The sequence below is a fragment of the Nocardia farcinica genome (genome assembly GCF_001182745.1).
Classification (GTDB): Bacteria; Actinomycetota; Actinomycetes; order Mycobacteriales; family Mycobacteriaceae; genus Nocardia; species Nocardia farcinica.
The window spans coordinates 2,883,807-2,906,815 of sequence record NZ_LN868938.1 but is presented as its reverse complement, the minus strand read 5'-3'; the positions used below and the strand labels follow the sequence as shown (position 1 = coordinate 2,906,815).

26 protein-coding genes and 3 tRNA genes are annotated in these 23,009 nt (G+C 69.8%); 15 read left to right on the top strand and 14 right to left on the bottom strand.

The genetic code is table 11. The features are described 5' to 3' along the window. Nucleotides 1-31 precede the first annotated feature (31 nt). Nucleotides 32-763 carry a TetR/AcrR family transcriptional regulator gene (locus tag AMO33_RS13935; RefSeq protein ID WP_011207793.1) on the top strand — a complete coding sequence of 244 codons (732 nt, stop codon included), beginning with the start codon at nt 32-34 and terminating at the stop codon, nt 761-763. On the opposite strand, the gene bcp is transcribed toward AMO33_RS13935, so the two are convergent. Then, on the bottom strand, nt 760-1,230 hold the full coding sequence (gene bcp / locus AMO33_RS13930; protein ID WP_011207794.1) for a thioredoxin-dependent thiol peroxidase: 471 nt from the start codon (nt 1,228-1,230) through the stop codon (nt 760-762). The two genes, AMO33_RS13935 and bcp, sit on opposite strands and share 4 nt — an antisense overlap. A 145-nt stretch (nt 1,231-1,375) precedes the next feature. Here bcp and AMO33_RS13925 point away from each other — a divergent pair, with 145 nt between their 5' ends. After that, nucleotides 1,376-1,597, top strand: coding sequence for a DUF3618 domain-containing protein (locus AMO33_RS13925; protein ID WP_011207795.1), 222 nt, complete (start codon nt 1,376-1,378; stop codon nt 1,595-1,597). Nucleotides 1,598-1,663: 66 nt separating this feature from the next. Here AMO33_RS13925 and AMO33_RS13920 read toward each other — a convergent pair whose 3' ends face one another. Next, nucleotides 1,664-1,963: an excalibur calcium-binding domain-containing protein gene (locus tag AMO33_RS13920; protein ID WP_041559916.1), complete on the bottom strand. Its 300-nt coding sequence runs from the start codon at nt 1,961-1,963 to the stop codon at nt 1,664-1,666. Between the two features lie 190 nt (nt 1,964-2,153). Here AMO33_RS13920 and AMO33_RS13915 point away from each other — a divergent pair, with 190 nt between their 5' ends. Beyond that, on the top strand, nt 2,154-2,654 hold the full coding sequence (locus AMO33_RS13915; protein WP_425298651.1) for a MarR family winged helix-turn-helix transcriptional regulator: 501 nt from the start codon (nt 2,154-2,156) through the stop codon (nt 2,652-2,654). 18 nt (nt 2,655-2,672) lie between these two features. On the opposite strand, the gene AMO33_RS13910 is transcribed toward AMO33_RS13915, so the two are convergent. The 3 genes from AMO33_RS13910 to AMO33_RS13900 all read right to left on the bottom strand — a co-directional run bounded on the left by AMO33_RS13910 (nt 2,673) and on the right by AMO33_RS13900 (nt 4,493). Then, nucleotides 2,673-2,987, bottom strand: a complete 315-nt coding sequence (locus AMO33_RS13910) for a hypothetical protein (protein WP_011207798.1) — start codon at nt 2,985-2,987, stop codon at nt 2,673-2,675. Nucleotides 2,988-3,058: 71 nt separating this feature from the next. Beyond that, nucleotides 3,059-3,682: a transglycosylase SLT domain-containing protein gene (locus AMO33_RS13905; RefSeq protein ID WP_060592872.1), complete on the bottom strand. Its 624-nt coding sequence runs from the start codon at nt 3,680-3,682 to the stop codon at nt 3,059-3,061. A 738-nt stretch (nt 3,683-4,420) separates the two neighbouring features. Beyond that, nucleotides 4,421-4,493, bottom strand: a tRNA-Lys gene (locus AMO33_RS13900). A 303-nt stretch (nt 4,494-4,796) separates the two neighbouring features. Here AMO33_RS13900 and AMO33_RS13895 point away from each other — a divergent pair. Continuing rightward, nucleotides 4,797-6,011 carry a L,D-transpeptidase gene (locus AMO33_RS13895; RefSeq protein WP_086845156.1) on the top strand — a complete coding sequence of 405 codons (1,215 nt, stop codon included), beginning with the start codon at nt 4,797-4,799 and terminating at the stop codon, nt 6,009-6,011. Nucleotides 6,012-6,226: 215 nt separating this feature from the next. Beyond that, the gene (locus tag AMO33_RS13890) at nt 6,227-6,457 is read left to right on the top strand and encodes a hypothetical protein (protein WP_060592871.1); all 231 of its coding nucleotides are present in this window, start codon (nt 6,227-6,229) and stop codon (nt 6,455-6,457) included. Nucleotides 6,458-6,537: 80 nt separating this feature from the next. On the opposite strand, the gene AMO33_RS13885 is transcribed toward AMO33_RS13890, so the two are convergent. From AMO33_RS13885 to orn, 4 genes are all read right to left on the bottom strand, one after another. Further along, a complete protein-coding gene (locus AMO33_RS13885; RefSeq protein WP_060592870.1) occupies nt 6,538-7,038 on the bottom strand; it encodes a nuclear transport factor 2 family protein in 501 nt (166 codons plus the stop codon). Beyond that, the gene (locus tag AMO33_RS13880) at nt 7,035-7,955 is read right to left on the bottom strand and encodes an SDR family NAD(P)-dependent oxidoreductase (RefSeq protein ID WP_060592869.1); all 921 of its coding nucleotides are present in this window, start codon (nt 7,953-7,955) and stop codon (nt 7,035-7,037) included. The genes AMO33_RS13885 and AMO33_RS13880 overlap by 4 nt, the downstream gene beginning before the upstream one ends. 156 nt (nt 7,956-8,111) lie before the next feature. Beyond that, nucleotides 8,112-8,184 (bottom strand) — tRNA-His (locus tag AMO33_RS13875). Nucleotides 8,185-8,238: 54 nt separating this feature from the next. Beyond that, nucleotides 8,239-8,934: an oligoribonuclease gene (gene orn, locus AMO33_RS13870; protein WP_220275592.1), complete on the bottom strand. Its 696-nt coding sequence runs from the start codon at nt 8,932-8,934 to the stop codon at nt 8,239-8,241. 90 nt (nt 8,935-9,024) lie between these two features. Between orn and AMO33_RS13865 the strand changes: the two genes are divergently transcribed. Beyond that, complete coding sequence (locus tag AMO33_RS13865; protein ID WP_060592868.1) at nt 9,025-10,731, top strand: helicase HerA-like domain-containing protein; 1,707 nt, start codon at nt 9,025-9,027, stop codon at nt 10,729-10,731. Nucleotides 10,732-11,147: 416 nt separating this feature from the next. On the opposite strand, the gene cmrA is transcribed toward AMO33_RS13865, so the two are convergent. Genes cmrA through AMO33_RS13850 form a run of 3 tightly spaced genes read right to left on the bottom strand, consistent with a single transcriptional unit; the run spans nt 11,148 to nt 14,595 of the window. Next, entirely contained in the window at nt 11,148-11,951 is an 804-nt protein-coding gene (gene cmrA, locus AMO33_RS13860; RefSeq protein ID WP_011207819.1) for a mycolate reductase, read from the bottom strand. Nucleotides 11,952-11,999: 48 nt separating this feature from the next. After that, nucleotides 12,000-14,030, bottom strand: a complete 2,031-nt coding sequence (locus AMO33_RS13855) for an NADPH-dependent 2,4-dienoyl-CoA reductase (protein WP_060592867.1) — start codon at nt 14,028-14,030, stop codon at nt 12,000-12,002. A gap of 19 nt (nt 14,031-14,049) precedes the next feature. Further along, the gene (locus AMO33_RS13850) at nt 14,050-14,595 is read right to left on the bottom strand and encodes a PadR family transcriptional regulator (RefSeq protein ID WP_060592866.1); all 546 of its coding nucleotides are present in this window, start codon (nt 14,593-14,595) and stop codon (nt 14,050-14,052) included. A 95-nt stretch (nt 14,596-14,690) separates the two neighbouring features. Between AMO33_RS13850 and AMO33_RS13845 the strand changes: the two genes are divergently transcribed. Then, nucleotides 14,691-16,034: an MFS transporter gene (locus AMO33_RS13845; RefSeq protein WP_060592865.1), complete on the top strand. Its 1,344-nt coding sequence runs from the start codon at nt 14,691-14,693 to the stop codon at nt 16,032-16,034. 13 nt (nt 16,035-16,047) lie between these two features. On the opposite strand, the gene AMO33_RS13840 is transcribed toward AMO33_RS13845, so the two are convergent. After that, a complete protein-coding gene (locus AMO33_RS13840; RefSeq protein WP_011207823.1) occupies nt 16,048-16,671 on the bottom strand; it encodes a TetR family transcriptional regulator in 624 nt (207 codons plus the stop codon). A gap of 200 nt (nt 16,672-16,871) precedes the next feature. Between AMO33_RS13840 and AMO33_RS13835 the strand changes: the two genes are divergently transcribed. The 3 genes from AMO33_RS13835 to AMO33_RS13825 all read left to right on the top strand — a co-directional run bounded on the left by AMO33_RS13835 (nt 16,872) and on the right by AMO33_RS13825 (nt 19,049). Then, nucleotides 16,872-17,930 (top strand): ferredoxin reductase, encoded by a 1,059-nt coding sequence (locus tag AMO33_RS13835; RefSeq protein WP_060592864.1) that lies wholly within the window; start codon nt 16,872-16,874, stop codon nt 17,928-17,930. Between the two features lie 70 nt (nt 17,931-18,000). Then, nucleotides 18,001-18,717 carry a fatty acid desaturase family protein gene (locus AMO33_RS13830; protein ID WP_390501870.1) on the top strand — a complete coding sequence of 239 codons (717 nt, stop codon included), beginning with the start codon at nt 18,001-18,003 and terminating at the stop codon, nt 18,715-18,717. Continuing rightward, nucleotides 18,717-19,049, top strand: a complete 333-nt coding sequence (locus AMO33_RS13825; protein WP_041559920.1) for a hypothetical protein — start codon at nt 18,717-18,719, stop codon at nt 19,047-19,049. The genes AMO33_RS13830 and AMO33_RS13825 overlap by 1 nt, the downstream gene beginning before the upstream one ends. A 48-nt stretch (nt 19,050-19,097) precedes the next feature. Here AMO33_RS13825 and AMO33_RS13820 read toward each other — a convergent pair whose 3' ends face one another. After that, a complete protein-coding gene (locus tag AMO33_RS13820; protein WP_060592863.1) occupies nt 19,098-19,604 on the bottom strand; it encodes a DUF4254 domain-containing protein in 507 nt (168 codons plus the stop codon). A 328-nt stretch (nt 19,605-19,932) separates the two neighbouring features. Between AMO33_RS13820 and AMO33_RS13815 the strand changes: the two genes are divergently transcribed. From AMO33_RS13815 to AMO33_RS13795, 5 genes are all read left to right on the top strand, one after another. Then, nucleotides 19,933-20,253: a hypothetical protein gene (locus AMO33_RS13815; protein ID WP_041559921.1), complete on the top strand. Its 321-nt coding sequence runs from the start codon at nt 19,933-19,935 to the stop codon at nt 20,251-20,253. A gap of 158 nt (nt 20,254-20,411) precedes the next feature. Continuing rightward, entirely contained in the window at nt 20,412-21,668 is a 1,257-nt protein-coding gene (ectB, locus tag AMO33_RS13810) for a diaminobutyrate--2-oxoglutarate transaminase (protein ID WP_060592862.1), read from the top strand. A 127-nt stretch (nt 21,669-21,795) separates the two neighbouring features. Further along, nucleotides 21,796-22,281 carry a Dps family protein gene (locus tag AMO33_RS13805; RefSeq protein WP_060592861.1) on the top strand — a complete coding sequence of 162 codons (486 nt, stop codon included), beginning with the start codon at nt 21,796-21,798 and terminating at the stop codon, nt 22,279-22,281. Between the two features lie 66 nt (nt 22,282-22,347). Then, nucleotides 22,348-22,746 carry an NUDIX hydrolase gene (locus tag AMO33_RS13800; RefSeq protein WP_011207831.1) on the top strand — a complete coding sequence of 133 codons (399 nt, stop codon included), beginning with the start codon at nt 22,348-22,350 and terminating at the stop codon, nt 22,744-22,746. A gap of 109 nt (nt 22,747-22,855) precedes the next feature. Then, nucleotides 22,856-22,929, top strand: a tRNA-Arg gene (locus AMO33_RS13795). The last annotated feature ends 80 nt before the right edge of the window (nt 22,930-23,009 follow it).

The window sequence follows — 23,009 nt, the reverse complement described above, 5'->3', positions numbered from 1 at the left end:
GCACGGATAGAGTCGGGGCGAAGGAGGAACGATGACGACGTCGGAGGACGCGGCGCTGCCCCGGGCCGTGGCGCTGTTGTGGGGTCTGGATCAGCCCGGCGAGCGCGGGCCCAAGCGCGGCCTCAGCCTCGATCAGATCGTCGAGACCGCGATCGCCGTCGCCGACGCCGAGGGGGCCGCGGCGCTGTCGATGAACCGCGTCGCCAAGGAACTCGGGTTCACCGCGATGTCGCTGTACCGCTACGTGGACAGCAAGACCACGTTGCTGCAACTGATGTTGGACCGGGTGATCGGCGGTCCACCGGAGCTCGATCCGGCCGCCGGATGGCGCGCCGGGCTGCGCGCCTGGGCGGCGGCCGAGTTCGAGACGATCGCACGCCACCCGTGGTTCCTGGACGTCCCGGTGCCCGGTCCGCCCTCGGGGCCCAACAACATGGCATGGCTGGAGGCCGGCCTGTCCGCCCTTGCCGGAACGGCTGTGCCGGAGTCGGTGCGGTTACAGCTGGTGATGAACCTGTCGCTCTATGTGATCGGGCGCTCCTGGGCGGTCCGGGACTTCCTGAGCGACACCGGGGAGGACGCCGACTACGACGTCGCGATGCGCACGGTCCTCGACCCGGCGCGCTACCCGCACCTGGTGTCGGCGTTCGCCCACCGGGCCTTCGAGAACGAGGAGATCGACTGGGCCAGAGCCGACTTCGAGTTCGGGCTGGAGCGGATGCTGGACGGTTACGAGAACCTCATCCGCGCCTACGAGCGTTAGACCGACAGGTCGCGGCGCAGCTTGGCGACGTGCCCGGTGGCCCGCACGTTGTACTGGGCGAGCTCGATCCGGCCTTCCTCGTCGACGAGGAAGGTGGAGCGGATGACGCCGGTGACCTTCTTGCCGTACATGGTCTTCTCGCCGTAGGCACCCCATTCGGTGAGCACCGTGCGCTCCGGGTCCGACAGCAGCGGGAAGGTCAGCCGCTCGGCGTCGCGGAATTTCGCCAGCTTGGCGGGCTTGTCGGGGGAGATGCCGACGACGTCGATGCCCGCCTGCTCGAGCTCGGCCAGGTTGTCGCGGAAATCGCAGGCCTGCTTGGTGCAGCCCGGGGTGCTCGCGGCCGGGTAGAAGTAGACGACGACCTTGCGGCCGCGGTAGTCGGCGAGCGAGACCTCGTTGCCGTCGGCATCGGGCAGCGTGAACGCGGGGGCGAGGTCACCGGGGGCGAGTCGTTGGTTGGTCACGTCTGCACGGTAACCGAACGGGCGGACACCGGACCGATACACTCGTGCGCGAGCCCTGGTGATTCGCGAACGATCGGGTGGCACGGCGGCGCCCGGGGCCAGGTTCGCGCCCGGCGGCACACCGATCGAGGAGGAGGACTTTCACGTGGGTAGGGATACCGAGCGGATCGAGCGGGAGATCGAGGATGCCCGCAACCGGCTCGCCAGCACGCTCGACGAGATCGCGGTGCGAGCCGATCCGCAGCGGATCGCGGACGACACCAAGAGCATGGTCGTGGCCAAGCTCAACGAGCCGAAGATCAAGTACGGCCTGATCGGCGCGGGCGCGCTGGTCGTCGGCCTGGTGCTGGTGAAGCTCTTCCGCTGACCGCGAACGCGAAAACACCCGGATCGACCGTGGTCGGTCCGGGTGTTTTTCGTCGGTGCGGTCGAATCAGACCGTCGGGCAAGCGAATCCGTCGCCGTCGGGGTCCAGGTGCGGACCGTAGCCCGGTTCCCCGCGGAAGATCGGGGCCCGTCCCGCCGCGCGGGCGGCATCGCAGTTGGGGAAGGCGCCGCCCGCCGAACCGGTCTGGGACAGACCGGCCGACCCGGTCATGATCAACCCGGTGTCGATGGCGGACGAGCCGGTCCCCGCGGAACCGGTGGGGACGGCGGCGGCCTGTCCGGCGGGCGCCGCAAGGAGCGTCAGGCCCGCGACGGCGGCGCTGACGGTGAGCCGGCGAACGTTCATGTATTCCTCTGTGTCTGCTGCGGTGGATCGGCGCCGGGAGTGCGACGCCGCACCCACTGTTGCGAGGGGCCGCTGAGTTGTCAACCGCGCGTAGGGGGATCCGGGCCCGCTAGGGGGTGGTTCCCGATGCGTGTCGGGCACGGCGCGGGATCTAGTGTCCATGTCAACCAAATGCGCTAGACTGGATGACGTGGTGCGATGGCTGAGCGACGACGAACAGCAGACCTGGCAGGCCTACATCCGGATCCGGCAGCGCATGGATGCCGCGATCGCGGCCGGGCTGGCCCGCGACGGTCTCTCGCTGGCCGATTACGACCTGCTGGTGCCGCTCTCGGCCGCGCCGGGCGGGCGGATGCGCGCCAAGGAGCTGGGCGCCGAGGTCTGCTGGGAGAAGAGCAGGCTGTCCAAGCATCTGGCGCGGATGGCGGCGCGCGGACTCGTCGAGCGCAGGCCCTCCCCGGAGGACGCGCGCGGCATCGTCGTGGAACTGACCCCGGCCGGCCGCGCGGTGCTCGAGCGGGCGGCGCCCAACCACGTCGAGCTGGTGCGCAGCCTGTTCATCGACCCGATGAGCCCGGAGCAGGCCCGGGCGCTGCGCGAACTCGCCGACCGGGTGGTCCCGGAGGCCGAGGAAGCCACCGATCTGGCCGCGAGCTGTGACGAAGACGACAGCTCCCGCGCCGCAAGCTGATTCGCGCCGGGTGGCCGGTCACGACCACGGGGTGATCGGCGGCTTCACCCAGAGCAGTTTCTCCTCCCGATGGGCGCGCCGCGCGGCCGGATGGCCGGGGTGCCGGGCCGCCCACGCGGCCTTCTCGTCGAGCAGCCGCGCCACCACCTGCCAGGTCTCCCCGGTGCTCGGGGGATTGGTGTCGGCGGCCCTGGCCAACTTGCGCAGGGTCGCGGCGGGCAGGGTGCGGAGTTCGGCGCCACTGATGTCACGGTCCCACAGGTAGGCGGCCAAACGTCGGGCCTTCTCGGCGCGGCGGCTGACCGACGCGTCGGTGTGCGCGTAATCGGCCACCCGCGCATCCTACGACGCACGCCCCGCGATCGGTCCGGGACCGATCGCGGGGCGTGCGGGGGTGGCGGCGCTCAGTAGGCGCTGTTCACGTTGTCCATGCTGCCGTAGCGGTGCGCCGCGTAGTTGCAGGCGGCGACGATGTTGGCGACCGGATCCCAGACGTCGAACGCGGTGCCCGGCACGTGGTAGGCGGCGAAGGTCGGGTCGATCACCTGGAGCAGCCCCTTGGACGGGATGCCCGCGGCGGCGTTGGAGTCCCACAGGTTGATGGCCTGGGGGTTGCCGGTCGACTCGCGCATGATGTTGCGGTAGATGCCCTCGTAGCTGCCGGGGATGCCGTTGGCGGCCATGATGTCGAGCGCCTGGCGGATCCAGCCGTCCAGGTTGTTCTCGTACACCGGGGGCGGCGGCGGGGCCTGCTGCGCGACGGCCTCGGCGACCGGCTCCGGAGCGGGTGCGGGAGCGGGAGCCGGCTCGGCCGCGGGCGCGGCCTCGGCGACCGGGGCGGCCTCGACCTGTTGCTGGGCGGCGGGCTGCTGCTCGGCCGCGAGGGTGACGCGGGCGGTCGGGCTGCTGTCGGCCACGGACACGGCCGAGGAGGCGGTCACGGCCACGAGGCCGGCGGCGGCGATCGCGAAGGTGATGCCCTCGCGGAGGGTGGTGCGCCGGAAGGTGGGCAGGCGTCTGTCAGGCATTGCCGATTCGATTCCTTGTTCGGGGGACGAGGGAGATCCGAGTCGCATACGGGCAGCGCGGATCCTGCGGCGCGGGCGACGGCCCGTTCGCCGATGAGATCGATGTGCTGTTGTCGGTTCTGTTGTGACGGACTCTCCGGTCCGCGGGACACGACGCGGGCGGCGCGGGGCGGTTCACTGCGGAACCGGGCCGCGGGCATCGCGCGGAACTCCACATCGGGTGGAGCGACAGGGAAGTCCGGGACCGGGACTGCTGAACCTTCGTCAGCAACTCGGCGCGTTTTCCGAACTTCAGGTCGCTTTTCTTGACCTGATTGCAGAATGGTCACGGAAGGTTAACAGAAGGTTAACGAATCGGGAATGATACGTGTTTGCGATCTTGAAAACCGCAGCTCGGACGCTCGGATACCCGCGCTGTCCTGGGGGTTTGCCACGAAACATTCTGTGCGGCAGGTCACAGAAATATTTCGTGACATTCGCGTGATCCAGGACTGAAGGCCCCGAAATCGGGTATCACCGGCCCTTGCGCCGAGGGCAGCCGACTCGGTCCGCTTCGCTACGTGGCGGTGTGTCGGCATGCGGTACTCCGAGCCACCGCCGAGTCGTAGCGGCGACGTGGCCAATGGGTGCGTCGGGGAACGCCGAGGCCAGGCGTCGCCCACGCGACGGCGACCGTGTGGATGAGGAGAGAAAGAACAACCGGTGGCGCAGTGCCGACCTGGTGAGTGAAAAAAACTGTGCGCCATCAGGGACTCGAACCCCGAACCCGCTGATTAAGAGTCAGCTGCTCTGCCAATTGAGCTAATGGCGCGTGCTCCGTGTTCCGGTGCGGGACAAACAGTAACAGGCCGGGGCCGTAGAAGTGAAATCGGCTGGTCAGAGCCATATCGGCGCGGCGGAGTCGACCGTAACGCCGCGGGCCCGGCGAGGGATCTAACCCGGTGGAGTTCGCTCGCCTCGCGGGCGCGGTCGTTGGACGCGTCGGACCCGGCTGGCACAATGTCAGACGTGGTCTCGACCGGGCCCGCCGCGCGGTGGGTTGAGCTACCACGGTCGGGATCCGAAGCCATCGGCGTGTTCTATCCGAATGGCGCCGAGACTTGAAACGGGGTTGATGATGAGCGTTGGTCCTAGACGGCGTCGAGTACTGCGTACCCTGAGCCTACCTGCGCTATTGCTCGCTGTGCTCGCGCTCGCCCTGACAGCGTGCACCTCTTCCAACGGGGGCGGATCGGCGGTGGCGATCGATCGCAACCCCATCACCGAACTCATCAAGCCGAAGTTGCTCTCGCCGGTCAAGGACGGCGACAAGGGCGTCTCGCCCGCCGCGCCGATGACCTTCCAGGTCGAGGACGGCCGGTTCACCGATGTGACGTTGGTCAACCAGCAGGGCAAGGCGGTGCAGGGCAAGCTCGCCGCCGACGGTCGCACGTGGGAGACCACCGAGGTCCTCGGCTACGGCAAGACCTACCGGCTCACCGCCGAGGCCATCGGGTTGGGCGGCGTGAACTCCACCACGCTGAGCTTCACCACCAGTTCGCCGGACAACCAGACCAAGCCCTACCTGATCCCGGGCGAGGGTGAGGTCGTCGGCATCGGCCAGCCGGTCGCGATCCAGTTCGACGAGAACATCCCGGATCGCCGCGCCGCGCAGGACGCGATCAAGATCACGACCAATCCGCCGGTGGAGGGCGCGTTCTACTGGCTGAACAACCGGGAGGTGCGCTGGCGGCCCGAGCACTTCTGGGCACCGGGCACCCGGGTGGACATCGAGGTCAACGTCTACGGCAAGGACCTCGGCAACGGCCTCTACGGCCAGGAGAACATCACCTCGCACTTCATCGTCGGTGACGCGGTGATCTTCACCGCCGACGACAACACCAAGCAGGTGGTGGTCGAGCAGAACGGTCAGGTGATCCGCACCATGCCGACCTCGATGGGCAAGGACAGCACGCCCACCGACAACGGCATCTACATCGTCGCGGACAAGCACGAGAAGATCATCATGGACTCCTCGACCTACGGCGTCGCGGTGAACTCGCCCGACGGCTACCGCACGCCGGTGGATTTCGCGACGCGAATCTCCTACAGCGGCATCTTCTTCCACTCGGCGCCGTGGTCGGTCGGCGCGCAGGGCAACAGCAACACCAGCCACGGCTGCCTGAACCTGAGCCCGGCCAACGCCCAGTGGGTGTACAACTTCGCCAAGCGCGGCGACATCACCATCATCAAGAACACCGTCGGCGGCACGCTGTCGGGCACCGACGGCCTCGGCGACTGGAACATCCCCTGGTCGGTGTGGAAGGCGGGCAACGCCGACATCGGCTGAGTACGAACGGCAAAGGCCCCGAACGACAGAGGCCCCGAACGACAGAGGCCCCGAACGACAGAGGCCCCGAACGACAGAGGCCCCGAACGACAGAGGCCCCGAACGACAGAGGCCCCGAACGACAGAGGCCCCGAACGACAAAGGCCCCCGGCAGCGTGCCCCCGGGGGCCTTTCTCGTCACCGGGGACGCGAATCGTCACGAGACAGGAGAATCGGTGCCGCACTTCGAGGTCCGCAAGGTGCACAGCTGCGAGTTCTGTGACACCCAGGACGAGCATCTCGGCGACGTCGCCGATCTCGACGCGGCCCGCGCCCTGGCCGCGGCCGACGCCGCCGACACCCTCACCTGGGCGGGATTCGACGGCGGTTTCCCCCTGTCGGCCCGGTCCGCCGACGGCGTGTGGACCTATTACATCCACCGCCGCGAGGCAGAAGGCGGCCGCTGACCCCACCGGCGGTGCTGGGCGCGCCTGCCTGGGTGGCCTGCGTGGTGACGCCGCGCTGCCGCCGGTGGCCGCGGACCGGGTCAGGGGAGGTTGTCGGTGATCACCGCGTCCGGCGACAGCGGCTGGGTGAGTGACCAGAGGGTGCGGGCGTGGCTCTTGCGCATCCGCCATTCGCCGTCCTCGACGACGTAGTCGTCGTCGTATTCGATGGCCGACAGCGTCTGGGTGCCGGCCAGCAGGTCGAGCTGGGTGAAGCGCAGCGTCCACCGGCCGCCGGCCTCTGTGGGACCGTGCACGGTGAGATCGGGCATCATCCCGTGGTGCATGTCCAGGATGCGGTGACGGCCCTCGTGCCTGCTCAACGCGATGGTTTCGAAGACGCGCACCAGCCCGTCGGCGTCGAAGCGGCCGAGCGGGCCGAAATCGATGTCGGCGCCGGCACGGACGAAACAGGCGCGGACACCCGCGGGGTCCTTGGTATCGCACGCCCGCCAGTAGCGGTACTTCAGGCGCTTGATCGCCTCGAGCCGGGCCAGATCCTGCACCGACACGCCCGCGCCTGCGGTCCGTTCGTCGGTCATCGCGGTCCGCCGTCCCGGTGGGCGACGAAATCGGCGTAGGTCGGGGCCACCTCGGTGAATTCCGACGGTGCGCCGAGCCACTCGCGGTAGGAGGGCGGTACGGAGCCGTCCACATCGGTGATCCCGTATTCGGCCGCCAGTTCCGAGCCCCAGTAGGTGCGGCCGGTACGGGTCAGCACATCGGGATCGGTGGCGAGCGCGCCGATGACGCGGCCGGTGAGTTCGGGGGATTCCACCCCGGGGAAGACCGTGCCGATCAGCGCCTCGGCGCCCAGCCCGGAGCGGTTGAGCTGCTCGCTGTCGAGCACGCCCATCCAGATCGAGAGCACCGCGACGCCGTGCGGACGCAACTCCTGCGCCATGTCGTAGGCGAGCTTGTCCGAGCCGGCTTTACCCGCACCGTAGACCGGGCCGTGCACGCCGGGCAGGTAGGTGCGCGCGCCGGGGGAGGAGGTGTGCACGATCAACCCGCCGGTGCGCACGAGCAGCGGTGCCGCGTAGTAGGCGGCGACGAAGTGTGAGCGCAGGCCGACCTCGAGCGGCTTCAGTTCCTCGGCCAACGGGCGCTCCCAGAAGCCCTGCGTGGGCGATTGGGGCGGTGCGGGCAGCGCGGTCGCGTTGTTGACCAGGACGTCGAGCCGCCCCTGCTCGCGCTGCACCTGCTCGAACAGCGCGCGCACCTGGGCATCGTCGCCGTGGTCACAGACGACCGGCACCGCGGTGCCGCCGCGTGCGGCGATCTCCTCGACGGTCCGGAACACCGTGCCCGGCAGGCCGTCGGCGCTGTGCCCCTCCTGTCGGGTGCGGCCGGTCACGTAGACCGTCACGCCACGCTCGGCCAGCGCGAGCGCGATGCCCTTGCCCGCACCCCGCGACGCTCCGGTGACCACCGCCACCCGCCCGTCGGTCTGCTTCATCTGCCGTCCTTTCCGTCGCTGGACTCGGATGCGATCAGCTTGACCGCGCCCCGGGGAGGTGGCCAGGGACAGTCCCGGACAGCGGAACCTCGGCATTGGGGCGGGACGGCAAAAGGCCGGGCCCCGGAACCGAAGTTCCGGGGCCCGGCCTCTCAGGGTGAGTGACGGGACTCGAACCCGCGACAGCCAGGATCACAACCTGGTGCTCTACCAACTGAACTACACTCACCATCGCCGGTAATCACCGGCGCGGTAGATACTAGCGTGTCCACCCCGAAGTTCCCTAATCGGCCTGCGTGGTGCCCTCCACCTGCGGTGATTCGGCGGTCTGTGCGGTGCCGCCGAGCTGGGCGGCCACGGCGGCGATCTCGGCGGTGGAGGGGCCGGGCGGGGCGACGAACGCGGTGCGGCGGTAGTACTCCAGCTCGCGGATCGATTCCTTGATGTCGGCGAGGGCGCGGTGGGTCAGGCCCTTCTCGGGCTGGCCGAAGTAGATGCGCGGATACCAGCGGCGGCACAGCTCCTTGATCGAGCTGACGTCGATCATGCGGTAGTGCAGGTGCGCGTCGAGCGCGGGCATGTCGCGGGCGATGAAGGCGCGGTCGGTCGCGATGGAGTTGCCCGCCAGCGGCACGGTGCGCGGGGTGGGCACGTACTGGCGGATGTAGTCGAGCACCTGCTGCTCGGCCTCGGCGACGGTGACCGTGGAACGGCGGACCTCGTCGGTGAGCCCGGAGCGGGCGTGCATCTCGGCGACCACCGGTGGCATCGCCGCCAGCGCCGCGTCGTCGGCGTGGATGACGATGTCGACGCCGTCACCGAGAATGTTGAGATCGCTGTCGGTCACGAGCGCGGACACCTCGATCAGCTTGTCGCTGTCCAGGCGCAGCCCGGTCATCTCGCAATCCATCCACACCACAAGTTTGTCGGACACCAGCGCAACATTACTGGTCCCCGCCTGCGACACCACGCCCGTCATGGCCCGCCGCACGCCGGTCGGCGGGGATACAGTTTCCGCAGAGATCGGCCAGGTGTGCAGTTTCGAGTCCGAACAGACGGAGGACGTGCGATGACCACCCCCGAGGAGAAGGCGGCCGCGGCGCGCAGGGCCGCCGAGGAGGCGGCCCGGGTGGCGGCCGAGGCGGCAGCCGCCGCGGCAGCCGCCGAACGCGAACTGGCCGAGGCGCGTGCCGCGCAGGTGTCGCCGGCGTCGGCCGAACGCGCACCGGCCGCGGCCGACGCCGAGACCGCCGCGGCGGCGCACCGCATCGCCGCCGGCTACGCGGTGGACGGCCCGGCATTGGAACTGGGCACGGTGGTGGTCGACGACGCGGTCGATCCGACCGCCCGCGTCCGCATCCCGTTGCGCACCGTGAACCGGCACGGGCTGGTGGCGGGGGCGACCGGCACCGGCAAGACCAAGACGTTGCAGGGCATCGCCGAACAGCTGTCCCGGGCCGGAGTGCCGGTGGTGCTGGCCGACATCAAGGGCGACCTGTCCGGCCTCAGCGTCCCCGGTGAGCAGAACGACAAGATCGCCGCCCGCGCGACGGAGACCGGGGTTCCCGAGTGGTCACCCAGCGGCTTCCCGACCGAATTCGTCTCCCTCGGCACCGGCGGCATCGGGGTGCCGATCCGGGCCACCATCACCTCGTTCGGCCCGGTGTTGTTGAGCAAGGTGCTCGAGCTCAACGAGACCCAGGAGTCGACACTCGGTCTGATCTTCCACTGGGCGGACAAGCAGGGGCTTGCGCTGCTGGACCTGAAGGACCTGCGCGCGGTGATCACGCACCTCACCAGCCCGGAGGGCAAGGCGGACCTGAAGGGCATCGGCGGGGTCTCCGCGCAGACCGCCGGGGTGATCCTGCGGGCCCTGGTGAATCTGGAGGCCGACGGCGGCGACACCTTCTTCGGCGAACCCGAACTCGATCCCGCGGATCTGATCAGGACCGCCGGCGGCCAGGGCGTGATCACGCTGTTCGAGCTGGGCGCCCAGGCGGCGCGGCCGGTGATGTTCTCCACCTTCCTGATGTGGGTGCTGGCCGATCTGTTCCAGACCCTGCCGGAGGTCGGTGACGTCGACAAGCCGAAGCTGGTCTTCATCTTCGACGAGGCGCACCTGCTGTTCGCCGACGCGTCCAAGGCGTTCCTCGAACAGGTGGAGCAGACCGTCAAGCTCATCCGATCCAAGGGCGTCGGGGTGTTCTTCTGCACGCAGCTGCCGACCGACATCCCGAATTCCGTGCTCTCGCAACTGGGCGCGCGCATCCAGCACGCCTTGCGCGCCTTCACCCCCGACGATCAGAAGGCGCTGTCGAAGACGGTGCGGACCTATCCCGAGACCGACACCTACGACCTCGAGAAGGCGTTGACCGCACTGGGCACCGGTGAGGCGATCGTGACCGTGCTGTCGGAGAAGGGGGCCCCGACTCCGGTGGCGTGGACCAGGATCGTGCCGCCGCGCTCGTTGATGGACACCATCGGCGTCGACGCGATCAAGTCCCGCGCGCTGACCAGCGGTCTCTACTCCAAGTACGGACAGACCATCGATCGGGAATCGGCCTCGGAGATCCTGGCGGCCAAGCTGGCCGCCGTTCCCGCGGAGCAGCCCGAAACCGCTGCGGCGCCGGGCCGTTCGCCGAGCGCCCAGGAGCAGGAGTCGGCCGCCGAGCGAATCATGAAGAATCCCGCGGTCAAGAGCTTCCTGCGATCGGCGGCCTCGGCGGCGGGCCGGGAGATCACGCGCAGTCTGTTCGGAACACGCCGCAGGCGCTGAAGCGGAAGGCGCCGGCTCGGCACCGGGGCGGCATCGACGGGCGCCGGGCCCGGCGTGGGTCGAGCGGGAATCGTTGGGCGGAAAGAGAACTCGCCCCACCCTGACGTGGCGAGCACGGTGGGGTGGGGCGAGCAGATGATCCTGATGGATCAGAGACCGATCAGGCCGAGCAGCGCACCGAGCAGGTTCGAGACGAATTCGAGCAGCATGAAACTTTCTCCTTCATCGTTGATGCTTGCATGGACCGCTGAGAACATAACCACAGCTGCTCGCTATCACCAAATCGAGCCGGAAAATCGGCCTCTGACCGGGAAAACTGCTCTACCGCTTGATGTTCCGGGTCAAGTGTCCAGGAACCCCGGCGCGGCAGCGGATCCGGGCCGTGTAGGCTGGACCACAACCACGCCGGGCGGCTATCACTGGCCGAGCTTGCGATAGAACGCCCCGGCGATGGGGGCACTGAGGGCGCGCGGGCTGTACTGGCCCGCCACGCTCATGCCCTTGCTGATGACGCCGGGCACGATGCGCATCTTGTTCCGCGCGAGGGCGTCGATGGAGACCTTGGCGGTGTATTCGGAGGAGACCCACATGAAGTCGGGAACCATGCGGTCCACGATCGATGCCTCGGCCGGATCGGGCGCCTCGGTGCGCACCGGGCCGGGCGCCAGCAGCGTGACGTGCACGCCGGTGTCCTTCAGTTCGCCGCGCAGCGATTCGGAGAAGGTGTTGGCGAAGGCCTTGCTGGCGGCGTAGGTGGCGTTGTTGGGGATCGGCATGTTGCCCGCGGCCGAGCCGCTGATCAGGATGCCGCCCGCGCGCCGGGCCAGCATGCCGGGCAGCACCGCGAGGGTGAGATCGTGCACGGCGACCGCGTTCAGCTCCAGTTGCGCCCGCTCGTAGGCGGGGTCGAGCTCGGCGACGGGGCCGAAGGTGGCCACGCCGGCGTTGTTGCACAGGATGGCGATGTCGCGACCGGCGAGTTCGTCGACCAGCGGGGCGCGTTGCTCGCGATCGGCCAGGTCGACCGCGCGTACCTCGGCGGTGATGCCGTGCGCGAGCGTCAGGCGCTGGGCGAGCTCGTCGAGCAGATCGCCGCGGCGCGCGACCAGGATCAGCGAATAGCCACGCCCGGCCAGTTCGGCGGCCAGCGCGGTGCCGATGCCGGAGGAAGCGCCGGTCACGACGGCGCGATTGTCGGTGGTGGGGGAGGGCAAGCTCACCCGTCCGAGCCTAACGGGCGGCGGACCCGCGCCACGCCGCCGTCGCGCTCACAGCCGGGCTGCCAGCCGGGTGCCCTGGTCGATGGCCCGCTTCGCGTCGAGTTCGGCGGCCAGTTCCGCCCCGCCGATGAGGTGCACGCGCACCCCGGCCGCCCGCAGCGGCTCGGCCAGCTCGCGCACCGATTCCTGGCCCGCGCACACCACCACGTTGTCCACCGGGATCACCCGGGGGCGGGCGCGCCGCTCACCGAAGCTGATGTGCAGGCCCTCGTCGTCGATGCGCTCGTAGTTGACCCCGCCCACCTGCTCGACGCCTTTGGCCCGCAGCGCCGCGCGGTGCACCCACCCGGTGGTCTTGCCGAGGCTGCGCCCGAACGGGGAGTCCTTGCGCTGCAACAGCACCACCTCGCGGGCGGCGGGGGCGGGCCGGGGCGCGCGCAACTGGCCGGGCGCCCGCTCGTCGTCGGCGTCGACGCCCCATTCCTGCTTCCATTCGTCCAGCTTCAGCGTGGGATGGCCGTCCACGGTGAGGAATTCGCCGACGTCGAAGCCGATGCCGCCCGCGCCGATCACCGCGACCCGCCGGCCGACCGGTTTGGCCTCGCGCACCAGTTCGGCGTAGGTGAGCACCATCGGATGGCCGATGCCGGGGATGTCGGGCACGCGCGGGCGCACGCCGGTGGCCAGCACCACCTCGTCGTAGCGGGCGGCGAGGAGGTCCTCGGCGGTGGCGCGGGTGTTCAGGTGCAGGCGGACGCCGGTCTTGGCGATCATCCGGTCGAAGTAGCGCAGCGTCTCCTCGAACTCCTCCTTTCCGGGGATGCGCCGGGCGATGTCGAACTGGCCGCCGATGCGGTCCTCGGCTTCGAACAGGTCGACGCGGTGGCCGCGCTCGGCGAGGTTCACCGCCGCCGCCAGTCCGGCGGGCCCCGCGCCGACGACGGCGATGTGCTTGGTCCGCCGGGTCGGGGCGAGCACCAGGTCGGTCTCGTGGCCCGCGCGCGGATTCAGCAGGCAGGACACCGTCTTTCGCTGGAAGGCGTGGTCCAGGCAGGCCTGGTTGCAGGCGATGCAGGTGTTGATCTCGTCTTCGCGTCCGCCCGCCGCCTTGGCCACCCAGTCCGGGTCGGCGAGCAGCGGCCGGGCCAGCGAGATCAGCTGGGCGTCGCCGCGGGTGAGGATCTCCTCGGCGACCTCGGGCATGTTGATCCGGTTGGACGCGCACACCGGAATCGATACCTCGCGGGCGATTTTCGCGGTGAACTCCACGAAGGCCGCACGGGGCACCGAGGTGACGATGGTCGGCACCCTGGCTTCGTGCCAGCCGATGTCGGTGTTGATGATCGTGACCCCGGCCCGTTCCAGTTCGCGCGCCAGCTCCCGGATCTCGGCGAAGGTCTGCCCGCCCTCGACGAGTTCGGCCATGGACAGCCGGAAGATCAGGATGAACTCGGGACCGACGGCGGCGCGGATCCGGCGCACGATCTCGAGCGGCAGCCGCCGCCGGTTCGCCGCCGAGCCGCCCCACTCGTCGGTGCGCTTGTTGGTGCGCGGCGCCAGGAACTGGTTGAGGAAATAGCCCTCGCCGCCCATGATCTCGCAGCCGTCGTATCCCGCGAGCCGGGCCAGCTCGGCGCAGCGGACGTAGTCGCGGATGGTCTGCTCGATGCCGCGGGCGGAGAGCTTGCGCGGACGGAAGGGGTTGATGGGGGCCTTGATCGACGAGGCCGAGACGCTGCCGGGCAGGTACGAGTAGCGGCCGGCGTGCAGGATCTGCAGGGCGATCTTGGCGCCGTGCGCGTGCACCGCCCGCGTGACGGTGCGGTGCCGGTAGGCCTCGGTGGTGGTGGTGAGTTTCGCGCCGAAGGGCAGCAACCAGCCGGTGCGGTTGGGCGCGTAGCCGCCGGTGATGATCAGGCCGACCCCGCCGCGGGCGCGTTCGGCGAAGTAGGCGGCGAGTTTGTCGATGTCCCAGGCGCGGTCCTCGAGGCCGGTGTGCATCGAGCCCATCACCACGCGGTTGCGCAACGTCGTGAAACCGAGGTCGAGGGGTTCGAACAGATGGGGGTAGGAACTCACGGGACGGTTCTCCCTTCGATCACTCGGGTCGGGGCGGCCGCAGGGCCTGCAGGACTTCCTCGCACCACTCCACATGGCCCGCCGCCACCCGGATGCCGCCGCGCAGCACCAGGTACTGGTGCAGGGCCGTGCCGGTGAGCCGGTCGGGGTCGGGGAAGTCGCGTTTCTCGATCAGGCGCAGCACGTCGAGGCGGTGGGCGTGCTGGTCGCGGTGGCGGGCGACCTCGGCGCACACCGCGTCCAAGTCGCCGTAGGCGGCGCCGCGGATCTTCACGCCCAGTTCGCTGCGCGGGGTCTCGCTGTCGGAGGGCTCGGCGATCCAGCGGGCCAGTTCGGCACGACCGGCGGCGTTGACCGAGTACACCTTCTTGTCGGGCCTGCCCTCCTGGGCCACCGATTCCACGTCGACCCAGCCCGCCTCCTCCATGCGTTTGAGCACGCGATAGATCTGCTGATGGGTGGCGTTCCAGAAGAAGCCGATGGACTTGTCGAACCGGTGCGCCAGTTCGTAGCCGGAACCGGAGCGCTCGGTCAGCGACACCAGTAGCGCGTGCTCGAGGGCCATGCGGTCAGGGTAAGGGCACGGTGCACCGATATGCAACTGGGTGCATAGGCGGTGGAAATCGCGCCGCACCCCGCTCCGGCCGTTAGGCTGCGCGCATGACGGACGCGCGGGAGACGATCGGACAGGCCGCCGGACGCGGGCAGGTGGTCGCCTGGGGTCTGTGGGACTGGGGCTCCTCGGCCTTCCACGCCGTGATCCTCACCTTTGTTTTCAGCGTCTACCTCACCGACACCGTCGGCGACGACCTGCCGGGCGACGTCTCGGCCAGCGCCTGGCTGGGCTGGGCGCTCGGCCTGGCCGGGCTGGTGGTCGCGCTGACCGCGCCGATCAGCGGGCAGTGGTTCGACGCCGCGGCCAAACGCAAACGCGCGCTCGGCGTGCTGACCGCGGTGGTCGTCGCGGCGATGACCGCGATGTTCTTCGTGCACGACGACCACCGCGACCTGTGGCTCGGCCTGGCGCTGCTGGCGGTGGGCTCGGCGGCCTTCGAGCTGGCCAACGTGCCCTACAACGCGATGCTGCGCCAGGTCTCCACCCCGGCCACCGTCGGGCGGGTGTCCGGATTCGGCTGGGCGATGGGGTATTTCGGCGGCATTTTCCTGCTGCTGATCTGCTACTTCGGTTTCATCGCCGGGGACGGTGACACCCGCGGACTGCTCGGCATCCCCACCGACGACGGGCTCAACATCCGGCTGATCGCGGTGCTGGCCGCGGTGTGGTTCGCCGCCTTCGCGCTGCCGGTGATGTTCGCGGTGCCGGAGCTGCCGCGCACCACCGCCGATCCCGGCGCCGAACGGGCCGGGCTGCTCGGCTCGTACCGCGTGCTGTGGCGCGACCTGCGGGAACTCTGGGCCGTCGATCGCCGCACCGTCTGGTTCCTGCTGGCCAGCGCCGTGTTCCGGGACGGCCTCGCCGGCGTCTTCACCTTCGGCGCCGTGCTGGCGGTTCGGGTGTACGGCATCGATGATGCCGACGTGCTGCTGTTCGGCATCGCGGCCAACGTGGTCGCGGCGCTGGGCGCGATCGCGGCGGGCCGGTTCGACGACCGGGTGGGGCCGAAGGCGGTCATCGTCGGCTCGCTGGCGGCCATGCTGGTGTGCGGACTGGCGCTGCTGGTGGTCTCCGGGCCGGTGCTGTTCTGGGTGTTCGGCCTGCTGTTGACGATCTTCGTCGGCCCGGCGCAGGCCTCGGCCCGCTCGTTCCTGGCGCGGTTGGCACCGCCCGGACGCGAGGGCCAGCTGTTCGGGCTCTACACCACCACCGGCCGCGCGGTGTCGTTCCTCGCCCCCGCGTTGTTCGGGTTCTTCGTCTGGGCGTTCGACGCCGAGCGGGCGGGCATCGTCGGGCTGCTCGTGGTGCTCGGCGCGGGGCTGCTGGTGTTGCTGCCCGTGCGCGGGCCGGAACCGACCGCCGTCGAGGCGCTCGAGGACACGGCGTGAGGACCGGCTGGGCCTAGCGGTCCTTGGGCGGCCACCAGTTGTCCATGCCGAGCGCGATCAGCCGGATCTTCTGCACGGTGGTCTCGCGGATGGCGACCTGCTCGCGCGGGTCCGGGGCCGCGACATAGGCGGCGACGCCGTCGGCGACGGTGCTGACGATCAGGTCCGCGGCGATCTCCAGATCGCGCGGGCTCCAGTCGTCGAGCGCGGGCAGCCGGGACAGGTCGGCCACCAGTTCCCGGACGATGAGCTGTAGCTCGAGCGCGATGTTCTTGCGCAACGCCGCCGACCCACCGTGCCGTTCCCGGGTGAGGAAACCGAACAGCGCCCGCTTGGCGTCGACCTGCTCGAAGACGAAGCGGACCGTGTCGGCCAGCCCGGAATCCGGCCGGCGGCGCACCTGCCGCAGGGCCAGCCGCAGCGCGGTGACCCCCTCGTCCACCAGGGTTGCGCCCAGATCCTCCAGTGAGGCGAAGTGCCGGTAGAAGGCCGTGGGCACGATGCCGGCCGAGCGGGCGATCTCGCGCAGGCTCAGCGCCGCGAAACCGCGCTCGGCGGCCAGCGCGAGGGTGCCCTCCAGGAGCGCCTGGCGGGTGCGCTCCTTGCGCTCGATCCGGGTTGCTGCCTGCTCAGTCATCTCGGTGAGCATACGTCCGTTCACCATGTGTCGATCCAGAAGGTGTAGTTCGGGTCACAGTTGTCGCCGGTTGACACCGGCCCAGGGCCATCCGTCACACTGGTGAGTGTACAAGCGTGCACTGAAATTGCGGTACCGGGGGATCGGATCCGCGACCAGCACGCGACCGAGCAGACCGACGAACGGTACGGAGAACCCGCATGGTGGATCTCATCAATCTGGTGCAGACCCTGACCACACCGCACCCGGTGGACCGATATCTCGAACTCATCCGCCCCACGCTCACGCTGCGGCAGATGCGGGCGGAGATCACCGAGGTGGACCGCTCGGTGCCCGGCTCGGTGACCCTGACCCTGCGCGCACCACGGCAGTGGCGCGGTCACGCGGCCGGCCAGTACGTGCAGATCGGCGTGGTGATCGACGGCGTGCGGCACACCCGCTGCTACTCGCCGATCGATCCCGAGGGCGCGCGCGACCGGCGCATCCGGCTGACGATCAAGGCGCATCCGGAGGGGCTGGTCTCGCAGTACCTGCACGCCCACGCCGCTCCCGGCATGGTGGTCGACCTCTCGCCCGCCGAGGGCGTCTTCCGGCTGCCCGACGAGCGGCCCGAGCGGATCCTGCTGATCGGCGGCGGCAGCGGCATCACACCGGTGCTGTCGATGCTGCGCACCCTCGTCGAGGAGGGACATCCGGGGCAGATCACCTTCCTCTACTACGCCCGCTCGCCGGAGGAGGTGCCGCACCGGGCCGAGCTGCACGCGCTGGCGCGGCGGCATCCGGCCCTGCGGCTGGAGCTGCGCTATCCCGAGCGTGGCGACAAGCACTTCGACTACGACGAACTCGAGCGGGTGGCGCCCTGGTTCGCCGACGGGCACACCTTCCTGTGCGGGCCGCCGCCGCTGATGGCGGCCGTGCGCACCGTCTTCGAGGCCGAGCGGCTCGACGACCGGCTGCACAGCGAGGAGTTCGTGCTCACCACCGCGCCGGTGGACCCGGACCAGGCGCACGGCACGGTGCACTTCTCGGCCAGCGGGGTGCGGGCGGACAACTCCGGCGCCAGCCTGCTCGACCAGGCCGAGGCCGCCGGGCTGAGCCCGGAGTACGGCTGCCGGATGGGGATCTGCTTCTCCTGCACGGCCGTTCGCCGCTCCGGCTGCACCCGCAATCTGCGCACCGGGGAGACCGACAGCGATCCGGATCAGCCGATCCAGCTGTGCGTCAGCGCGCCGGTCGGCGACGTCGACATCGACATCTGACGACCGGAGATATCCGACGACCGGACATCCGGCGATTCCGGACATCCGACACACACGACTAGGGGACGACATGACGATTCTGACCGAAACCAAGGACGGGCCGCTGGTTCTCACGCCGGACCTGGGCAATCCGCTCTACGCGTTCCTGCTGATGATGCTGTTCGAGTGGGGTGTCATGCTGCACGACGCCGAGGCCGACAACATCGTCAAGGGCAAGCGCAAGTGGTCCGACCTCAAGCCGCTGATCAAGGGCTGGTGGCGCAAGGCGGGCAGGCAGGCGCTCAAGGACTACGTGATCTTCCCGGCGCTGAGCGGCCCGCTGTTCCTGAGCACGCTGGCCGGCAACACCGCCGCCAACCTGGTGCGCAACGTCTGGGCGTACTCGATCATCTTCTGCGGGCACTTCCCCTCGGGCGTACAGACGTTCACCCAGGAGGAGACCGCCGAGGAGACCCGCGGCGAGTGGTACGTGCGCCAGATGCTCGGCTCGGCCAACATCAGCGGCGGCAAGCTCTTCCACATCATGAGCGGCAACCTCTCCCACCAGATCGAGCACCACCTGTTCCCGGACATTCCGGCCAACCGGTATCCGGAGATCGCGCCGGAGGTGCGCGCGCTGTGTGAGAAGTACGGTCTGCCCTATCACACCGGCCCGCTGAGCAAGCAGGTCCTGGACGTGTGGCGCAAGATTTTCGTGCTCGCCCTGCCGCCGCGCTTGGTGAAATCCGAGCCGACTCCCGGTGTTATCGTGATGCGTCAGCGGACGGCGACCGAAGTGGGCGTGTGATGATCGGGAAATTCGAAAGCAACAAGGATTTGATCCAGGAATTGACCTCCTCGGGCGCCAAGCACATCGGCAATATCGCCACCATCATCACCGGCACCGTCGCGGAGGTCACCCGGGAGATCGGGGAGTGGATCACCGACGCCATCGAGATGAACGAGGCGGCGGCGGCCGCGCGCCGGGACGCCGCCGCGGCGGGGGACGCCGATCCGTCGGATGCCGCGCCGGCCGCGGCCGAGCGGCCGGTCGAGACCGAGATCGTGACCCCCGCCGATCCGGCGGCGTCGTTCGTCGACGCCGAGGTGGTCGACACCGACATCGACGACCGGCGCTGAGCCGGCGCCGCGTGCCGACCCCGGGCTCGCCCTCGCGGCGGGCCCGGGTCAGTACACCGGCAGCCGCCTGCGGTGCTCGCCCACCTCGGTGACGAGGTCCTGGTAGCCGTCGGCGAGTTCGGCCAGCCGCGTCCACTCCAGGTGGGCCGCGCCGCCGGTCAGCGGCTCGCGCTGTGTCCGCGTGTCGTTCGCGCGCAATGCCGCTTGCGCCGCAACCCATTTCGCCGCCATCCGGTCGATCACCGCGCCGAGCGTCTCGGTGTGCAGCGAGGCGCCGTGGCGGTGCACCACGTTGGCGGCCACCCATGCGTTGATCCGGTCGACGAGCAGGCCGCGGTCGCGGTCGATCTCGGCCACGGCCGCGGTGGGCGCCACGGTCCCGGTGGCGGCCTGGGCTCGCCGCCTGCGTTCGTGGCAGCCGGCCAGCGCCCGGGCCGCGGCCAGCACCGGATGCGCCTGCGTACGTTCCAGCGGTGGTTCGCGCAGCGCCCGTAGCAGCGCCGAACGCGGTGGCAACGCACGCGTTTCGAGCCAGTCCGCTGCGTCTGTCGGCATCCTCGCGCCCCCTGGTGTCGGTGCTCGTCCGGGTTGCCCGTGCGGGCCACGGCTCGCGCACCTCGGCCGCCGGAGGCGACGACGAAGAAATCCGCGACGGTGCGGCTGCGAGCGCGGCCCCGGCAATCGGGCCGTATCCAGAAAAGCGCGATCGGCGAAGCGGTGCAACGGTATCGGCGCAGAATTCGTCGGTGTGCGGGTGAATTGTTATCGAGCGGCACCGCGGTGTCATCGGCACGCAACGCCCGGTGCGGTCCGGCGTCGGTGCGGCAACCGGTTCGGCGCGGTGGCGCTCGTGCCTCGCGCACATGCACTAACCTCGATATTCGTGCCCGCCTACGTGTCCTCGCCGGAGCTGACTTTCGGCTTCCTGTTCGCGCTGGAAGACCCGGAGCGAATCGCCGAGGTCGTCCGTAACCTGATCGTCCGCAAGACGGTGTCGGTGTTCCGGCTGGCGCGCTTGTCCGACGACGACGGCCCGCCGCAGCGGTACGTGGTCAACTGGGCCGCCATTCCGCAGATCGACATCACCACCACCGCACCGGACCCGGAGACGCTGCGCGAGAACCGGACGATGCTGGTCAACGCCTTCCTCAGCGAGGAGGGCGAGGTGAGCCTGTACTCGGCGCACGGCGACGCCCCCGCCTGATCCCGGCCGGGAGTACACGCGTGCACCGACCGGTTCGCCGCCGGTGCCGCGGTCGCGGATTTTCCCGGAAAGTGCTGCGGACCACCCCTCGGCGGTGTTAGAAACGCAGGCGCTTCACATGCGGGGATCGCTCGCGCGCACGGCAGGAAGGATCGTCGATGTCTGTCGCCGAGACGACCGTTTTCGACCAACTCGAATCGAACGTCCGCGGGTACTGCCGATCCTGGCCCGCGGTGTTCGACACCGCCCGCGGCTGCGTCCTGCGAGACGAGCAGGGCCGGGAGTACCTGGACTTCTTCGCCGGTGCGGGCGCGCTCAACTACGGCCACAACAATCCGGTGCTCAAGCGCGCGCTGCTGGACTACCTCGCCCGCGACGGCGTCACCCACGGCCTGGACATGTCGACGGTGGCCAAGCGCGGCCTGCTCGAGGCGCTGCGCGATCTGGTGCTGACCCCGCGCGGGCTCGACTACAAGGTGCAGTTCCCCGGCCCGACCGGCGCCAACGCCGTCGAGGCCGCGCTCAAACTGGCCCGCAAGGTGACCGGCAGGCCCGCGGTGCTCAATTTCACCAATGCCTTCCACGGTATGAGCCTCGGCGCGTTGTCGGTGACCGGAAACGCCGCCAAGCGGGCGGGCGCCGGCGTGCCGCTGCCGCACGCCACGCCGATGCCCTACGACGGTTACCTCGGTGACGGGGACGGGCTGGCGTGGATGGCGCGGATGCTCGACGACCCCTCCTCGGGGCTGGACCGGCCCGCCGCGGTGATCGTGGAGACCGTGCAGGGGGAGGGCGGCGTCAACGTGGCCGGGGCGGCGTGGCTGCGGGCGCTGGCCGAGCTGTGCCGCACCCGCGGCATCCTGCTCATCGTCGACGACGTCCAGATGGGCTGCGGGCGTACCGGTCCGTTCTTCTCCTTCGAGGCCGCAGGCATCACGCCCGACATCGTGACCCTGTCGAAGTCCATCAGCGGTTACGGTCTGCCGCTGGCGCTGGTGCTGTTCCGGCCCGAGCTGGACCAGTGGGCGCCCGGTGAGCACAACGGCACCTTCCGCGGCAACAACCACGCCTTCGTCACCGCGCGCGTCGCGCTCGAGCACTACTGGTCCGACGACGCCCTCGAACGCGGCACCGCCGCCAAGGCCGCGACCACCCGCGCGGCGCTGGAGCGGATCGCGGCGGCCGTGCCCGGCCTCGGCGTGCGCGGGCGGGGCCTGGTGCAGGGACTCGTCTTCGCCGATGCCTCGCGTGCGGCGAAGGTGTGCCGGGCCGCGTTCGACCGCGGGCTGCTGGTGGAGACCTCCGGCTCGATGGACGAGGTGGTCAAGCTGATCCCCCCGCTGACCGTCGCCGAGGACGAGCTCGCGCACGGTCTGGAGCTGCTGGGCGCGGCGGTGGAGGCGGTCTGCGGCTGATGATGCGCCGGGGGTGACGCCCTGTGAGTGAGGTCATGGCCGCGACGGTGGCAGCGCGGTGCGGTCCGCTGTAATCTGGAATCATTCCAGAAAAGCACTCCGGAGGTTCTGCACGAGAGGAGCAGTCATGACTTCCACGTTGACCAAGAGCCCCATCACGAGCACCCTCGGCACCGCCGAACAGAAGGCCGTCGGCATCGTCCTGCAGGACGCGCTCGCCGATCTGATCGACCTGTCGCTCCTCGGCAAGCAGGCGCATTGGAACGTCGTCGGACCGCACTTCCGCGCGCTGCACCTGCAGCTCGACGAACTGGTCGATGCCGCCCGCGGTTTCGTCGACGCGGTGGCCGAACGCGCCGCGGCGCTGGGCGTCTCGCCGGACGGTCGCCTCGCCACCGTCGCCGCGACCAGCGGGCTGCCGGAATTCCCGGCCGGGTACGTCGCCGACGCCGAGGTCGTCACGGCGATCGTCACCACGCTGGACACCGCCGTGCGGCGGATGCGCGAGCGGATCGAGGCCACCGACACGGCCGACCCGGTGACCCAGGATCTGTTCATCGAGATCACCGCCGAACTCGAGAAGCAGCGGTGGATGTTCCAGGCGCAGAGCTGACCGAGCGGTACGGCGGCCGGCGGGGTGACCCGCCGGCCGCCGTCGTCTGCTCAGTAGGGTGGGCCGGTGATCCGCACAGCCGCTTTCGCCCACGTCCGCGACCGCCGACTGCTCCAGGCGCGCTCGACGGGCAAAGAGGTCTTCTACATGGCGGGCGGCAAGATCGACGCGGGCGAAACGCCCGAGCAGGCCATGCACCGCGAGGTGCGCGAGGAACTCGGCGTCGACGTCGTCAGCTACACCGAGCTGGGCGTCTTCCGGGCCGCCGCCTACGGTCACGAGCCCGGGGTGCAGCTGCACATGACCTGCTTCACCGGTGTGCTGGACGGCGACCCGACACCCAGCGGCGAGATCGCCGAACTGCGGTATTTCACGGTCGGGGAGTACGGCGCGATGCGCCACGTGGCTCCGGGATCGCTGCTGGTGTTCCAGCGGCTCTACGACCTCGGGATCATCGACTGGTAGGCCGCCGCGCCGAGCGCGTCCGGCCACGCGCGCCGTCCCCGGATCTGGACGATCGTTATACTTGCGCACGCTGGACACCACGGCCGTAGTCGGCCATGGTGGACGCACTGCCTCCGTAGCTCAGTTGGATAGAGCAAGGGCCTTCTAATCCCTAGGTCGCAGGTTCGATTCCTGCCGGGGGCGCAACGACGACCGGTGCCCCAGGGCGCACCGGTCTCCCGAAGGTGTACCCGAGCCGCGAATCGGCCAAACACATTTTTCAC

Bases quoted from the DNA above. Each gene is read 5' to 3' on its own strand.
- AMO33_RS13935 (WP_011207793.1), top strand. From the start codon at position 32: ATGACGACGTCGGAGGACGCGGCGCTGCCCCGGGCCGTGGCGCTGTTG.
- AMO33_RS13920 (WP_041559916.1), bottom strand. From the start codon at position 1,963: ATGAACGTTCGCCGGCTCACCGTCAGCGCCGCCGTCGCGGGCCTGACG.
- AMO33_RS13905 (WP_060592872.1), bottom strand. From the start codon at position 3,682: ATGCCTGACAGACGCCTGCCCACCTTCCGGCGCACCACCCTCCGCGAG.
- AMO33_RS13895 (WP_086845156.1), top strand. From the start codon at position 4,797: ATGATGAGCGTTGGTCCTAGACGGCGTCGAGTACTGCGTACCCTGAGC.
- AMO33_RS13885 (WP_060592870.1), bottom strand. From the start codon at position 7,038: ATGACCGACGAACGGACCGCAGGCGCGGGCGTGTCGGTGCAGGATCTG.
- AMO33_RS13880 (WP_060592869.1), bottom strand. From the start codon at position 7,955: ATGAAGCAGACCGACGGGCGGGTGGCGGTGGTCACCGGAGCGTCGCGG.
- orn (WP_220275592.1), bottom strand. From the start codon at position 8,934: ATGACGGGCGTGGTGTCGCAGGCGGGGACCAGTAATGTTGCGCTGGTG.
- AMO33_RS13865 (WP_060592868.1), top strand. From the start codon at position 9,025: ATGACCACCCCCGAGGAGAAGGCGGCCGCGGCGCGCAGGGCCGCCGAG.
- AMO33_RS13850 (WP_060592866.1), bottom strand. From the start codon at position 14,595: ATGGCCCTCGAGCACGCGCTACTGGTGTCGCTGACCGAGCGCTCCGGT.
- AMO33_RS13845 (WP_060592865.1), top strand. From the start codon at position 14,691: ATGACGGACGCGCGGGAGACGATCGGACAGGCCGCCGGACGCGGGCAG.
- AMO33_RS13840 (WP_011207823.1), bottom strand. From the start codon at position 16,671: ATGACTGAGCAGGCAGCAACCCGGATCGAGCGCAAGGAGCGCACCCGC.
- AMO33_RS13835 (WP_060592864.1), top strand. From the start codon at position 16,872: ATGGTGGATCTCATCAATCTGGTGCAGACCCTGACCACACCGCACCCG.
- AMO33_RS13830 (WP_390501870.1), top strand. From the start codon at position 18,001: ATGACGATTCTGACCGAAACCAAGGACGGGCCGCTGGTTCTCACGCCG.
- AMO33_RS13825 (WP_041559920.1), top strand. From the start codon at position 18,717: ATGATCGGGAAATTCGAAAGCAACAAGGATTTGATCCAGGAATTGACC.
- AMO33_RS13820 (WP_060592863.1), bottom strand. From the start codon at position 19,604: ATGCCGACAGACGCAGCGGACTGGCTCGAAACGCGTGCGTTGCCACCG.
- ectB (WP_060592862.1), top strand. From the start codon at position 20,412: ATGTCTGTCGCCGAGACGACCGTTTTCGACCAACTCGAATCGAACGTC.
- AMO33_RS13805 (WP_060592861.1), top strand. From the start codon at position 21,796: ATGACTTCCACGTTGACCAAGAGCCCCATCACGAGCACCCTCGGCACC.